This is a genomic window from Micromonospora sp. IBSANI012 (assembly GCF_052814045.1).
The window spans coordinates 452,128-466,813 of sequence record NZ_CP199933.1 but is presented as its reverse complement, the minus strand read 5'-3'; the positions used below and the strand labels follow the sequence as shown (position 1 = coordinate 466,813).

Below are 14,686 nucleotides of genomic sequence, written 5' to 3'. Positions count from 1 at the left end.
TGATGGGGGCTCCTCGGCGTAATTGCCCCGTGACAACTGTTCAAACCTCTGTCATGGTGAGTGACGCATGACATGACAGAGACGGCTTTGGTTGTCCCCGTCATGTAACAGTTCCACAAAGGAGGAGGACCTTTGAGGAGACGAGTCACGGCGGGCCTGGCTTCGGCCGCGGCCGCGCTGCTGGCGGCCGGCGTCGTCACGGCCCCGGCCTCCGCCGCCCCGGCGGCGGAGCCCGCCCCGGGTGCCGACAAGGCGAAGCACGGCAAGGACAGCCTCCCGGATCCGAAGGCGGATCAGCAGCGGGAGGTGCGCAAGCAGGCCATCGCCGATCTGCTCCAGGGCAAGGCCAAGCTGCAGACGCGCAACGGCTCCAAGGTCATCCAGGTCAAGGACGACCTGTTCGTCGAGTACCAGCAGGCCCCGAAGACCGACCCCATCTTCACGATGCTGGTCAACTTCGGCGACAAGACCGACCCGCGGACCGGCGGAGCCGCCGGCCCCAAGGTCAACCAGATCCCCGAGCCGGACCGGAACTGGGACGGCAGCTCCACCGACGACAACAGCACCATGTGGCGGTCCGACTTCAACCGGGCCCACTACATGGACATGTTCTACGGTGAGGGCGAGTCGTTCCGGGACTTCTACCTCAAGCAGTCCGGGGGCCGCTACACGGTCAACGGCGACGTGAGCGACTGGGTCACCGTTCCCTACAACGAGGCCCGGTACGGCAGCAACGCCATCTCCGAGGCCGACGGGTACTGGAACTTCGTCAGGGACTCCGCCACCTCCTGGTACAACGCCCAGGTGGCGGCGGGCAAGACCCAGGCCCAGATCAAGGAGTACCTGGCCCAGTTCGACATCTGGGACCGGTACGACTTCGACGGCGACGGCAACTTCAACGAGGCCGACGGCTACATCGACCACTTCCAGGCGGTGCACGCCGGTGAGGGCGAAGAGGCCGGCGGCGGCGCCGAGGGCGAGGACGCCATCTGGTCGCACCGGTGGGCCGCCTTCCCGAACCTCGCGGGTTCCGCGGGTCCGGCGGGCAACCTCTCCGGTGGCGTGCAGATCGGTGACACCGGGCTGTGGATCCGGGACTACACCACGGAGCCGGAGAACGGCGGTCTGGGCGTGTTCGCCCACGAGTACGGCCACGACCTCGGTCTGCCGGACCTGTACGACACCGCCGGCGGCGACAACGGCGTCGGCTTCTGGAGCCTGATGTCCTCCGGTTCGTGGCTGAGCCACGGCACCGACGACATCGGGTCGACCCCGGGGTACATGGACCCGTGGTCGAAGCTGTTCCTCGGCTGGCTGAACCACACCACCGTCGAGTACGGCAAGGGCAGCACCCAGGTGACGCTCGGGCCGGCCGGCGACAGCGACGGGCCGAAGGCCCAGGCGGTCGTGGTCAACCTGCCGGCGCAGACCCAGACCACCTCGTACAACACCCCGTTCGCGGGTGCGAACGAGTGGTGGGGCGGCAGCGCGGACGACCTGAACACCACGCTGACCCGTCAGCTGGACCTGACCGGTGCGAACTCCGCGTCGATCACCGCGAAGGCCTGGTACGACATCGAAGAGGACTACGACTACCTCTACGCCGAGGTGTCCACCAACGGTGGCGCCAGCTGGACCTCGCTGAGCAACTCGCTCATCGACTCCGGTGAGACCGGCGTCGACGGCTCCACCAGCGGCAACTGGGTCGACCTGACCTACGACCTGTCCGCGTACGCCGGGCAGACCGTGCAGTTCCGCTACCGCTACCAGACCGACGGCGGCGTGCACCTCGCCGGCGCGTTCCTGGACAACGTGTCGCTGGTCAAGAACGGCTCCGCCGCCTGGACCGACGACGCGGAGACGCTGGACGCCGCGTGGACGGCCAAGGGCTTCACCCGGATGACCGGCTCGGTGACCGACACGTACCCCCGCTTCTACATCGCGGAGAACCGCACCTACTTCGGGTACGACGACACGCTGCGGACCGGTGGGTACAACTACGGCTTCGCCGACCGCCCGAACTGGGTGGAGCGCTACTCCAACCACCAGGGCATGCTGGTCTGGTACGTGAACTACGCGTACGGCGACAACAACACCTCGGAGCACCCGGGCTACGGCCTGAACCTCCCGGTGGACGTCCGCCCGGGTCAGATCAAGGTCGGCGGCCAGGGCACGCTCAGCAACCGGCGCAACGGGTACGACGCCACGTTCAGCCTGTACGCCAAGCCGGCCCAGACCTTCCACCGCAACGGGGTGGCGGTCACGGTCCCGGCGCTCGACCCGAACCCGCTCTTCACCGACAGCGGGGCGAACAAGTACTGGAACAGCAGCAACCCGTGGAACTCGGTCAAGGTCGCCGGCTCCGGCACCAAGATTGAGATCCTGAAGCAGGGCACCAACCCGACCGACGACATGGTCGTGAAGGTCAGCAACTGACCAATGTGTTAACAGTGGGGCCGGTGGCGGTGACGCCACCGGCCCCACTGCTTTTGCACCCGCCGCAATCTGATCGAAATATGTCACTATGATCCACCGCTCGCGGATCCACCCTGCTCAACGCATTGATGAACCGCACGGGTGTGACGGTGAAAAGCATTCCCAACAAAAACTTGCAACAAATCGACGCGTCTGTCTTCCCACGCGTCGCAGGAGTGTCTATCTTCACCATCAGTCCCACTAGTGGGACGACTTCACCGGCCCGTACCCCCGTTGGGCCGGTTCCCTCACACCGGAGGTACCACGTGCGCAAAGTCGCAGTGGGTCTGCTCGGGCTTTCGCTGACGGCGACAGGACTGGTGGCGGGCACGTCCGCCAGCGCCGCGCCGACGCCGAAACTGCCGGCGGCCGCCCCGTCGGTCGCCGAGCCTGCCCAGGTCGACCACGATCTGCCCAACCCGCTGGAGAACAAGCGGCGGGCGCTGCGCCAGGAGGGCCTGAGCGAGGTCCTTTCCGGCAAGGCCAAGGCGCAGAAGATCAACGGCAGCACGGTCGTCAAGGTCGGCAAGACCCAGGCCGAGGGGCCGACCGCCCGCACGGCCACGGCTGCCAGCCTGACGCAGGACCAGTATGTCGAGCTCTCCAGGGAGCGGACCGACAAGATCTTCGTGATCCTGGCGGAGTTCGGCGACGAGCGGCACCCGAACTACCCGGACCAGGACACCGACCCGGACACCGCGGGCCCGACCCGGTTCGACGGGCCGCTGCACAACCAGATCCCGGCCCCCAACCGGGCGGTGGACAACTCCACCGTCTGGCAGGCCGACTACAGCGCTGACCACTTCCGCAAGCTCTATTTCGGAACGGGTCAGGGCGACGAGTCGCTGAAGCAGTACTACGAGGCCCAGTCCTCGGGTCGCTACAGCGTCGAGGGCGAGGTCACCAACTGGGTCAAGGTCAGGTACAACGAGGCCCGGTACGGCCGTTCCGACGGCTACCCGTGCGCCTCGAACGTCTGCACCAACACCTGGGCCCTCGTCCGGGACGCCGCGAACCAGTGGGTCGCCGACCAGAAGGCGCAGGGGCGCTCCGACGCGGAGATCGCCGCCGACGTCAAGGCGATGGACCAGTGGGACCGCTACGACTTCGACCAGGACGGCGACTTCAACGAGTCGGACGGCTACATCGACCACTTCCAGATCGTCCACTCCGGCGGCGACCAGGCCGACGGTGACCCGCACCAGGGTGAGGACGCCATCTGGAGCCACCGCTGGTACGCCTACACGTCCGACCAGGGCAACACCGGCCCGGATAACTTCCCGGCCGGCGGTACCCAGATCGGCAACACCGGGGTGTGGATCGGTGACTACACGATCCAGCCGGAGAACGGCGGCCGCAGCGTCTTCTACCACGAGTACGGCCACGACCTCGGCCTGCCGGACGACTACAACGTCACCAGTGGTGGGGACAACAACAACGAGCACTGGACCCTGATGGCCCAGAGCCGGCTCAGCGCCAAGAACGACGGTGGCATCGGCGAGCGGGGCGGCGACCTCGGCGCCTGGAACAAGCTCCAGCTCGGCTGGCTCGACTACGAGGTGATCGTGGCCGGCCAGAAGCGCACCCTGGAACTCGGGCCGCAGGAGTACAACTCCGCGAAGGCCCAGGGCGCCGTGGTGGTGCTGCCGCAGCGGGAGTACACCTTCCAGAACGGCAAGCCGTTCGAGGGCACCAAGCAGTTCTTCTCGGGCAACGACGACGACCTGAACACCACGATGACGCGGACCATCGACCTCACCGGGAAGACCAGCGCCGCGCTGTCGATGAAGGGTCGCTACAACATCGAAGAGGACTTCGACTACCTCTTCTTCGAGGCGTCCACCGACAACGGCCAGACCTGGGCGACGCTGCCGGGTACTGCCAACGGCAAGGCCCTCAAGGAGATCTCGCCCGGGCGCTTCGCCCTGGACGGCTCCAGCGACGACAAGTGGGTCGACGTCAACATCCCGATGAACGCCCTGGCGGGCAAGGTCGTGCAGTTCCGGCTGCGCTACCAGACCGACGGTGGTGTCTCCTCGGGTGGCTTCTACGGTGACGCGATCACCGTCACCGCCGACGGGCAGACCGTGCTCAGCGACGGTGCGGAGGCGGGCGCCGCCGGCTGGACCCTGAACGGGTTCAGCGTGGTGGAGGAGACCTACAAGCGCAAGTTCGACAACTACTACATCGCCGGCAACCGGTCGTACGTCTCGTACGACCAGTACCTCAAGACCGGCCCGTACTTCTTCGGCTACGCGAACACCCGCCCGGACTACGTGGACCACTACGCGTACCAGACGGGTCTGCTGATCTCCTACTGGAACCTCCGGTGGGCGGACAACGACACCTTCGTCCACCCGGGCGAGGGTCGTAACATGATCATCGACGCGCACCCGCGACCGATCTACAACCTGACCGGTAACGCCTGGCGGGCCCGCGTCCAGGTCTACGACGCGCCGTTCAGCCTGAAGAAGGCCGACTCGTTCACGCTGCACATCAACAGCCAGCCCTCCTACATCCGGGGTCAGGACGCGCAGCCGCTGTTCGACGACACCCAGAAGTACTGGTACGCGGAGCTGCCGAACCACGGCGTCAAGCTTCCGGCCACCGGCACCAAGATCCGGGTCCTGGAGCAGGACGGCACCTCGCTGAAGGTCCGCTTCTCCTGATCCACTGATCAGCGCTCCACCGATGCCCGGGCAGGTCACCTGCCCGGGCATCGCCCTTTCCGAGCGCTGGTGGGGCGAGCGCGGCGACCACCAGAGGGAACCGGAGTGGCGCCCGGCACGTCCCAGTGACGTGACACCACGTACCGCCGTCCTGCCGGCCGCCCTCGCGCTCGCGCTGCTCGGCCCACTCGCCGGCTGTGCCGGGAACGGAGGCCCCGTGTCCGACGACCCGACCACGCCCGACACCCCGCCCGCCTCGGGCGCGGCCGCGTCCCCGCCGCCGACCCGGCCCGCCGTCGCGCCGTCCGGCACCCCGGTACCGCCGGCCGACCGGCCCACCCCGCTCTCCGCCACCGACCTGCCGACCCTGGGACCAGCGACCGGCCTGCCGAAGAAGCCCACCGACGACCGGCCGACCAACGTGGTCGCCGGCCGGATCAACCGGGGCGGCTCCGGCCCCTGCTACGGGCTGGTTACCGACGACGGCCGGCAGTACGCGCTGCACGGCCCCGGAATGGGCAGCTTCGTCGTCGGCACCACCGTGCTGGTCACCATCGGGCCGGCCGATCCGGCGCACGACTGCGGGCCGGGCGACGCCGCGAGCATCGTGAGAATCAGCCCGGTCGGCTGACCGGATCCGAGGTCCCGGCCACCTCCGGGGTCGGCGGGACGGTCGATCGGCAGCGGGGTCATAGGCTGTGGCACATGACCGAGCAGCGTGGCGGACCCGTCGACGAGTCCTGCGTCCTGACCGAGGGGCCGTGGACGCACCGGTTCGTCGGCGCGAACGGCAGCCGGTTCCACGTCGTCGAGGCCGGCGCCGGCCCGATGGTGCTGTTCCTGCACGGCTTTCCCGAGTACTGGTGGGCCTGGCACCAGGTGCTGCCGGCGGTCGCCGACGCCGGCTTCCGGGCGGTCGCCGTCGACCTGCGCGGCTACGGCGCCAGCGACAAGCCACCCCGGGGGTACGACGGCTACACCCTCGCCGCCGACGTCGCCGGGCTGATCCGGGCGCTGGGCGAGCGCTCCGCGACCGTGGTCGGCACCGGCGCGGGCGGCCTGATCGCCTGGACGGCGGCCTCGTTCCACCCCACCCTGGTCCGCCGGCTGGTGGTGCTCGGCGCGCCGCACCCGCTGCGCCTGCGAGCTGCCATCTTCGCCGACCCGCGCGGCCAGTTCGCCGCCTCCACGCCCACCCTGAAGTTCCAGCTGCCCCGCTACGAGCACCTGCTGACCCGGGACGGCGGAGCCGCCGTCGAGGAGATGCTGCGCCGCTGGGGCGGCCCGCAGTGGACCCGGGGGCCGGAGTTCGACACGTACGCGCAGTGCTGCCGGGAGGCGATCCAGATCCCGCAGGCCGCGTTCTGCGCGCTGGAGGGCTACCGCTGGGCGTTCCGGTCGGTGCTGCGGCTGCACGGCTACCGGTTCGTCCGGCTCATGCAGAAGCCGCTGGTGACCCCGACCCTGCAACTGCACGGGGCGCTGGACACCGCCTCGTTGCCGCGTACCGCCCAGGGCTCCGGCCGGTACGTCACCGCCGAATACGAGTGGCGGCTGCTCGACGGGGTCGGGCACTTCCCGCACGTCGAGGCCCCGGAGACGGTGCTCGGCGAGATCCTCCGCTGGTCGAAGTCGTGACCGGGCGGGCGGCGGGTCAGACCCGCTGCTCGCGCAGGTCGGCCACCTCGCTGGCGGGTGCCCAGCCCTGGTAGACCCCGAAGTCGAAGACCTCCAGGCTCATCGCCTGCGCCACCGGCCAGCGCCCGCCGGTGTACTCCACCCGCAGCCAGCCGTCGTGCTCGCCGAGCACCACGAACGGCTGCCCCTGCCAGGTGCAGGTGGTGCGCACGTACGCCAGGTCCTCGACCTCACCCGCCGGGACCACCCGGACGTGCCGGCCGGGGCGTACCTCCTCGAAGCCGTCCCCCGGTTCGGGCTGGTAGATGCGGACGTCGTCGCCGTCCGGGCTGGCCTGGTACTCCCGCCCGCGCCACCGGGCCACGTAACCATCGCGCATCACGGCTCACCCACCTGTCGCCAGAGCAGCGCGTCGGTGTCGAGCAGGGCGACCACCCGCTCGGTGCCGTCCGCGCCGATCCGCCACAGCTGCGCGCCGTGCGGCAGCCGGGCGCTGTCCACCTTGAACTCGGCCACCACCTCGGTGCTGTCGCCCGGGGCGAAGCCGTTGCCCCGGAACGGCGGGCGCTCGATGACCCAGCCCTCCATCGCCCGCATGGCGGCCTCGTTCTGCCCGCCGTACGGGATCCGGTAGAGGCTCGGCCGGTACGCGGGCCAGCGCAGCACGTAGATCCGATCGGCGTCGCGCGCGAACGGCGAGCCCGGGTAGCCGAGACCGAGCGCGTCGTGCAACTGCGCCGGGGTGTTGAGGTGCGCCAGCTCGTTGGCCCGGTGCACGAAACCGGAGACCCGGTCGTACCCGCGCTCCAGGTAGTAGGCGAGCTGGCTCGGGGCCACCGCCTTCTGCATGGTCACCGGCCGGGTCGGGTCGGCGACCTGCGGGGCGTACCGGGGCCGCTCGGCCGGTTCCTCGACCGTGACCGCCTCCGGCTCGGTCTCGGCCTCGTCACCGAGCCCCACCTCGGCTGCCCAGTTGGCCAGCCCGACGATCTGCTCGCCGGGCAGTTTCGCCCCGATCGGGCTGCCGGGGTTGACCGCGAAGGACCACACCTCGTCCGGCCAGCGCCGGATCAGCTGCACGAACCGGACCTCGACGGTCTCCACCGGCTCCGGGCGGTGGTCGGCCAGCCGCTCCGGCGAGGTGTGCACCACCACGTACGTCTCGCCGTCGAGTTCCTCCGTACGCCACACGAAACCGGGATCACCCGGACGGCTGCCGGGCGCCGAGTCCGGTGCCACCGGCAGGAGCACCCGGGCCAGGAGCAGCGTGGAGAGGAAGGTGTCGGTGCTGCCGGAGCCTGCCGCGTCCAGCAGGTCCTCCTCGACCGAGTTGGCGGGCTGGAACGCCTCGGCCGCCTGAGCCGGAGTGACGCTGCCGGCACCGCCGGACGATGGAGCCGCCTCGCCCGGCGCGGTGGGCTCGGTGACGGAAGGGCCGGCCAGGATCGGCCCGGCGGGCGCGGCCTCGGCCTCGGCCACCGGAGTCCCCTGCGGCGCGCCGCCGAAGGCCGGGGCGACGGGCGGGGTGGGTACGGGCACGGTCGCCGCCGGCTGGCCGCCGAACGCCGGCGAGACGGGCGCGGCGGGAGAGGGCACCGTCGCCTCGGGCCGCCCGCCGAAGGCCGGCGAGACGGAGGCGGCGGGAGACGGCGCTGTCGCCTCGGCCCGGCCACCAGCGGCCGGCGATACGGGTGCGGTGGCGAACGGCGCACCCTCGGGCCGGCCACCAAAGGCCGGCGATACGGGCGCGGTGGCGGGCGGCGTGCCCTCGGGCCGGCCATCGAAAGCCGGCGAAACGGGCGCGGTCGGGGCCGCGAAGAGCGACTCCGTGCGGTCGTCGGAAACCAGGGCGAGCGGCTCGGTGGGTTCCTCGTCGTCCGGAGCGGCCTGCGCCGCGGACCCGCCGTCCGGCACCGGAGCGATCGGCTCCGTCCGCTGCTCAGGAGCCGGGAAGACCGGCCCGGTGCGCTGCTCGGCAGCCGGTTCCGTCCGCTGCTCGGGAGCCGGGAAGAGCGGCGAGGTGCGCTGCTCGGCAGCCGGGAAGACCGGTTCGGTGCGCTGCCCGGGGGCGGGGGAGATCGGCTCGGTGAGGTCGTCGGCGGACGGGGCGGCGAAGGCCGGGCGGGGGAAGGTCGTTCCCGCCGCGCCGGAGGCGGCGAACTGCCCGCCGCCGGCGGAGCCGTTCATGCTGGCGCTGTTGTCCAGGCCGGCGGTGGCCGGCGGGATCCGGTCCGGCGCCGGGGCGACGGGCAGGTCCCGGGACTCGATGACGGTGCCCTCGATGACGATGGGCGAGAAGCCGCGACGCGGCGCCGGCGGCCCGGAGACCGGCTCGGCGATCGACACCGGCAGCTCCTCGACCGGCGGGGGCGTGGGCCGCGCGGACGGGTCGGGAAGGCGCTGGGTCTGCTCCTCGGCGGGCGCCGCGGGCGCGGGGTGCCGTCGCGGCAGCGCCTGGGTCGCCTCGGCGTCCGGCGCCGGCACCCGGAACGCCCGGGTGGACTCCTCCGCCAGCGGGTCCGGCCGTCGGTCCGCCGGCGCGGGCGGCGGCGCCTGTCCGTCGGGCCGGTCGAACTGGAACGCCCTGGTCGGTTCCTCCCCCGGCCGCGCGGTCGCCGGGCGGCGTCGGGGGAAGGCCTGGCCACCGAGCCCGGGCCGCGGCGGCGGCGCGGCCCGCTCACCGGTACGCAGCGGGTCCCGCGACGCGCGGGTCGAGGCACCGCGTTCGGAGGCCGGCTCGAAGAACGAGCTGCGGCCGTTGGGCGGCCCGCCGTCCCCGGCGAGACGGGCGCCCAGCCCCTCCCCGAGGAGCCGACGCCGGGGCGAGGTCCAAGGCGCGACGGGCGGCCGAGGCACCCCGTCGGGATCGGACGGTGACGCTGCGGCCGGCCGGCCGTTGGCCGGGTCCGCCGGTGGTCGAGGCTCGCCGCCCGGGCGCGTCCCCCCGGCGGCCGGCACGACGTCCGGGTACGACGCGGCCGCCGGCACCTCCGGGTACGACGCGGCGGCCGGCACCACCGGGTCCGTACCCGACGGGCGCGGCCGGTCCGGTTCCGGGCGGTACGGCGCGGCCGAGGGGCGGGCGGGGTGCGGCACCCGCGCCGGGGCCGGCCCGCCGGGGCGGGTGGCCGAGGCGTCCGGACCCGCGCCGATGGCGGGCGTGGGGGCCGGTGGCGCCACCGGGCGCGGCTGCGACCGCGCGTCCGGGGCGGGGTCCCGCGCCTCGGTCGCCGGGGCGGGGCCGGTGGTGTCGAGTTGCCCGCGGGTCACCGACTCCACGCGCTCCAGGCGGGCACGGGCGCCCATGGTGCGACCGGGCAGGCGGACGTCGCCACGGGAGAGCTGGGAGACGAACCACGCCGGCAGGTAGCCCTCGATCGGCAGCCCCGGGTTGACGGCCAGCCACCACTCGTGATTGGGCCAGGTCGCGGCGAGGTCGGCGTACGAGGCACGGCGGCTGGGACCGGCCGTGGCACCGAGGCAGGCGCGCAGCGCGGCGGTGGAGGTGAAGGCCAGCACGTGCGTGCGGCCACCCGTGGTCCAGGTGCCCCAGCCCAGCGGCGCCTCGCCGGCGAGGGCCTGCGCGGAGACCGGCAGGAGCAGCTCGGTGCCGGCCAGGATGCGGAAGTAAAGTTCCTGGTTGTTGGCCTGCAGCGCGTCGCGCATCGCCGTCTCGGCCTCGGTAGCCGGCTCCCAGTCGGTCACGGCCACCTCTCCCTCCCGCTAACAGGCCATAGGCATCGCGTACAACCTACAAGGTACGAACAAGATCACAATGGGCTGACCGCGTGCGGTCGCGAGGCGATAACATCGCGTTCCGGAGTCGACACGATACGGAGGCGGTCGATGTACCGGCCCAGCGCGCGGCCGACCTTCGCCGGCCTGGCGGCGGTCCTGCTGACCGGCCTGCCGGCGCTCGCCGTGTCGTCGGCCACCCCCGCCCGGGCCGCCGCGCCGGCCTGCTCCGCCCCGCTCGCCCCGGCCCGCTCGGTCACCGGCGTCCCGTGGGCCCAGCGCCGGTACGCCCCGGAACGGCTGATCCCGCTGGCCACCGGCGCGGGAGTGACCGTCGCGGTGATCGACTCGGGGGTCGACCGGCGGCACCCGCAACTGCGCGGCCGGGTGCTCGACGGCGCGGACTTCCTCGACCCGGGCGGCGACGGCACCCGTGACTGCGCCGGTCACGGCACCGGGGTGGCCAGCATCATCGCGGCCGCGTCCGTCGACGGTGTCGCCTTCCACGGGCTGGCACCGCGCGCCCGGATCCTGCCGGTACGGGTGAGCGAGCAGCAGGTGGTGGAGGGGCGGGAGTCGGGGCGCACGGTCGGCGCGGCGGACTTCGCCCGGGCCATCCGGTGGGCGGTGGACCACGACGCCGACGTGCTGAACCTCTCCGTCGTGCTGTACGCCGACAACCCGGCCGTCCGGGAGGCGGTGAGCTACGCGGTGCGCCGGGACGTGGTGGTGGTGGCCGCCGCCGGCAACCTGCACGACAGCGGCGACCCCCGCCCGTACCCGGCCTCGTACGAGGGGGTGCTCGGGGTGGGTGCCATCTCCCCGGACGGCACCCGCGCCGCCTTCTCCCAGGCGGGCTCCTACGTCGACCTGGTGGCGCCCGGCAGCGACGTGCTGATGGCCGCGCCGGAGCAGGGGCACCACCGGGCCGAGGGCACCAGCTACGCCACGCCCTTCGTGGCCGCCACCGCGGCGCTGGTCCGGCAGTACCGGCCCGAGCTGAGCGCGACGGAGGTGGCGCGGCGGATCGTCGGCAGCGCCGACCCGGCGCCGGGCGACGGTCGGGGCGGGTACGGCGCGGGCGTGCTGAACCCGTACCGGGCGGTCACCGAGACCGGGGCGGCCGCGACGGCGGGGGCACGCGGGGCGGCGGCCCTGCCGGCGGACCGGCCCGATCCGGCGCTGCTGGCCCAGCGGGTGCGACGCGCGGCGGCGCGGGACCGGGCCCTGCTGGTCGCCGGGGTCACCGGCGCGGCCGTGGCGGCGGCCGTGCTGCTGACCCTGGTGCTGCCGCGCGGCTCCGGGCGGGGCTGGCGCCCGGCCGGACCGGCCTGACCCACCGGTCGCCGGCACGTCGACGGCGGCGCCCACGGGGTCGTCGGGCGCCGCCGTGCGGCCGGGCTCACTGGAACAGGCCGACGTTCTTCTTCTCCGTGTCGAGGTAGTCGGTGGCGGAGTCGTCCACCGCGAGCTTGATGTCGCGCAGCATGGCCTGCAGGTCCTGCGAGGCGGACCGCCACCGCGCCTGCCGCTGCTCGTACGCCTGCTGCGCCTCGCCGGCCCAGCTCGCCACCAGCGGGGCGGCGTCGCGCTCCAGCTGGCCGAGCTGCGAGTCGAGCGTGTTCAACGCCTTCTGGATGTCCGCGCTGGCCTGTTGCAGCGCGGCGAAGTTGACGACCAGGACACCGTGGTCCATCGGATGCTCCTCCCCCTGGGGTGTGGTTACAGCGGCAGCTGGATGCCGCGGTTGGTGCCGGAGACCCGGCTGGCCGCCTCGTCGTCGGAGACGTCGTACTGCCGGCCGGCGGTGCGGATCGCCGACGCGGTCTCCCGCAGGGCGCGCTGCAACGCCGCCTGGTCCTGCGACCACTGCTGCTTGACCTGCTCGAACGAGCGGCCACCGGCGCCGCGCCAGGCCTGCTGCAACACCTCCAGCTCGGCCATCAGGCCGCTGAGCATGCTCTGCAGCGACTGGTCCACCTGCTCGAACTTCGCGGCGGTCTGCTGCATCACCGCGGCTTCTGCCTGGGTCTGGGCCACCCGGACGTCACCTCGTCTCTCCATCGTGGCTGCCGTCGGACGATCCATGGACGCCTCGGGGCGGGGGCCACGGCGGCGACGGTCAGCCGAACTCGTCGCTGACGGTAGCGGCCCGATCGCCGTTGTGCTACCCCCTCGCCCTCCCCTGTGGACAACCGCCGCCGGCGACTCCCCTTACCATGGGTCACGTCGCCGTCGCGGTACGGTGCGCACCGGTGGTCCGGCGGCGGCCTGGCGGTCCGACACGTCGAGCGGAGGAGACGCGGTGACGGCGAGCACGACGGCACGGCCGGCCCACCGCCAGCCCCTCCCGCCACAGTGGAACGCGGTCCCCGCCCGGCGGTCGACCGCCGTCCGCGCCGGTCAGGTGGTGGCCGCGCAGGTCGCGCTGGCGCTGCCGGTCGCGGCCCTCGGTCGGGGCGTGGCGGTGCTCGCGCTCGCCCTGCTCGCCGCCGGGCTGCTGCTCGCCACGGCCTGGGTGCGCTGGCGCGGCCGGTGGCTGTTCGAGTGGCTCGGCACCGGCGTCGGGTACGCCACCCGCCGGCGGCTGCTCGCCCCGGCCGCCGGTCCGGCTGGACTGCTGGACCTGGTGCTCCCCGGCGCCGTGGTGCGGTCGGTGGAGCTGGCCGGCGGGCCCGCCGCCGTGGTCGACGACGCCGCCGGGCTGACCGCCCTGATCGAGCTGGGCGATCCCGGCGACCTGCTCGGCGACGGCCCACGCGCGCTGCCCGGCCCGGCCGCGCTGCTGCCGCCCGCCACGACCGAGCACCCGCCGCTGCGGGTGCAACTCCTGCTGCACGCCGCACCGGCCCCGGCACCCGGCGCGGCGGGCGGGACGGCGGGGACGTCGTACCGGCAGTTGACCGAGGGGCGGCTGCCGGGCCAGGAGCGGGCGCTGCTCGCCGTCCGGGCGCTGCGGGTGGACGGTTGGTCGGACGAGGAGCTGCGCCGGGCCCTCTCCGGCACCGTACGCCGGCTGGTCCGCCGGCTCGCACCGGTCGGCGCCCGACCGCTCGGCGAGCACGCGGCGCTGCGCGTACTCGGGGAACTGGCCCACCACGACGGTGGCCGGCCGACCCGGGAGACCTGGCCCGCGGTGCGCTCCGCCGACCTGCTCCAGGCCGGCTTCCGGCTGGCCCGCTGGCCCGACCCGGGCACCGAGCTGGGCCGGCGGCTGGTGCCCCGGCTGCTGGCGTTGCCCGCCACGGCGACCAGCGTGTCGCTCTGCGCCGGTCCGCGCACCGCCGCCGACGCCGCGCCGGTGCCGGCCGAGCTGACGGTACGCCTCACCGCCCGGACGCCCGCCGAGCTGGCCCTGGCCGGCCAGGCGCTGCACCGGCTCGTCGCCGACGCCGGGGGCGAGGTACGCCGGCTCGACGGTGCGCAGCTCGCCGCCCTGGCCGCCACGCTGCCGCTGGCGGTGGCCGCCGGCCCGGCGGCGCCCGGCCCGGACCCGGAGCCGCTGGAGCTGTCCCTCGGCGACGCCGGGCTGATGGTCGGCGCCAACCGGCACGGCGGCGCGGTGACCGTCCGACTGTTCCGCGCCGAGGGCACCCGGCTGGTGCTCGTCGGCGGGGTCCGCGCGGCGCAGTTGCTGGTGCTGCGGGCGATGGCGCTCGGCGCCCGGGTGGCGGTACGCACCGGCCGGCCCCGGGCCTGGGAACCCTTCGTGCGCGGCGTCGGCGGCACCGGGGGTGGCATCGCGGTCCTCCCGCCGGGCCGCCCGCTGGGCGGGGCGCCGGGTTCACCGCTGTGTCCCCTGCTGCTGGTGGTCGACGCGGGCGCGACGGCCGACGACCCCGGGCCGGGGCCCGCCTGGCAGGCGACCCTGGTGGTCCGGGACGAGCTGACCGCGGCCGACGCGGACACCCTGGGCCGGGCCGACCTGGCGGTGCTGCAACCGCTGGACCAGCGGGAGGCGGTGCTGGCCGGCGCGGCGCTCGGGCTCGGCGGGTCGGCAGAGTGGCTGACCCGGATCCGGGACGACATGGTGGCGGTGGTCAACCGCCGGGCGCTGCGCTGGGCGCTGCTCTCGCCCACCCCGATCGAGTCGCAGCTGATCGGCCGGCCGGCCCGCCGTTGAAGCCGGGGGACGCGGAGGGTTCCCCGCGTGGACCGTGCGTGGCACG

The 14,686-nt window shown here is 73.5% G+C and carries 10 protein-coding genes; 6 read left to right on the top strand and 4 right to left on the bottom strand.

What is annotated here, in order from left to right; translation table 11 throughout:
• Positions 1–132: 132 nt before the first annotated feature.
• From ACTWM8_RS02275 to ACTWM8_RS02260, 4 genes are all read left to right on the top strand, one after another.
• Positions 133–2,436 (top strand): immune inhibitor A domain-containing protein, encoded by a 2,304-nt coding sequence (locus ACTWM8_RS02275; RefSeq protein ID WP_446212336.1) that lies wholly within the window; start codon positions 133–135, stop codon positions 2,434–2,436.
• A 320-nt stretch (positions 2,437–2,756) separates the two neighbouring features.
• Entirely contained in the window at positions 2,757–5,144 is a 2,388-nt protein-coding gene (locus ACTWM8_RS02270; RefSeq protein ID WP_446214441.1) for an immune inhibitor A domain-containing protein, read from the top strand.
• 217 nt (positions 5,145–5,361) lie between these two features.
• Positions 5,362–5,775, top strand: coding sequence for a hypothetical protein (locus ACTWM8_RS02265; protein ID WP_446212335.1), 414 nt, complete (start codon positions 5,362–5,364; stop codon positions 5,773–5,775).
• A 74-nt stretch (positions 5,776–5,849) separates the two neighbouring features.
• Positions 5,850–6,782, top strand: coding sequence for an alpha/beta fold hydrolase (locus ACTWM8_RS02260; RefSeq protein ID WP_446212334.1), 933 nt, complete (start codon positions 5,850–5,852; stop codon positions 6,780–6,782).
• A 16-nt stretch (positions 6,783–6,798) separates the two neighbouring features.
• Here ACTWM8_RS02260 and ACTWM8_RS02255 read toward each other — a convergent pair whose 3' ends face one another.
• Positions 6,799–7,164 carry a hypothetical protein gene (locus ACTWM8_RS02255; protein WP_446212333.1) on the bottom strand — a complete coding sequence of 122 codons (366 nt, stop codon included), beginning with the start codon at positions 7,162–7,164 and terminating at the stop codon, positions 6,799–6,801.
• On the bottom strand, positions 7,161–10,487 hold the full coding sequence (locus ACTWM8_RS02250; protein ID WP_446212332.1) for an SseB family protein: 3,327 nt from the start codon (positions 10,485–10,487) through the stop codon (positions 7,161–7,163). The genes ACTWM8_RS02255 and ACTWM8_RS02250 overlap by 4 nt, the downstream gene beginning before the upstream one ends.
• A gap of 141 nt (positions 10,488–10,628) precedes the next feature.
• On the opposite strand from ACTWM8_RS02250, the gene mycP reads away from it, so the two are divergent.
• Entirely contained in the window at positions 10,629–11,852 is a 1,224-nt protein-coding gene (gene mycP, locus ACTWM8_RS02245) for a type VII secretion-associated serine protease mycosin (protein WP_446212331.1), read from the top strand.
• Between the two features lie 67 nt (positions 11,853–11,919).
• Here the strand turns inward: mycP and ACTWM8_RS02240 are convergent, their stop codons facing one another.
• Positions 11,920–12,213 (bottom strand): WXG100 family type VII secretion target, encoded by a 294-nt coding sequence (locus tag ACTWM8_RS02240; RefSeq protein WP_088959255.1) that lies wholly within the window; start codon positions 12,211–12,213, stop codon positions 11,920–11,922.
• A gap of 26 nt (positions 12,214–12,239) precedes the next feature.
• A complete protein-coding gene (locus ACTWM8_RS02235) occupies positions 12,240–12,557 on the bottom strand; it encodes a WXG100 family type VII secretion target (RefSeq protein WP_088959256.1) in 318 nt (105 codons plus the stop codon).
• A 265-nt stretch (positions 12,558–12,822) separates the two neighbouring features.
• On the opposite strand from ACTWM8_RS02235, the gene eccE reads away from it, so the two are divergent.
• On the top strand, positions 12,823–14,640 hold the full coding sequence (gene eccE, locus ACTWM8_RS02230) for a type VII secretion protein EccE (protein WP_446212330.1): 1,818 nt from the start codon (positions 12,823–12,825) through the stop codon (positions 14,638–14,640).
• Positions 14,641–14,686 lie beyond the last annotated feature (46 nt).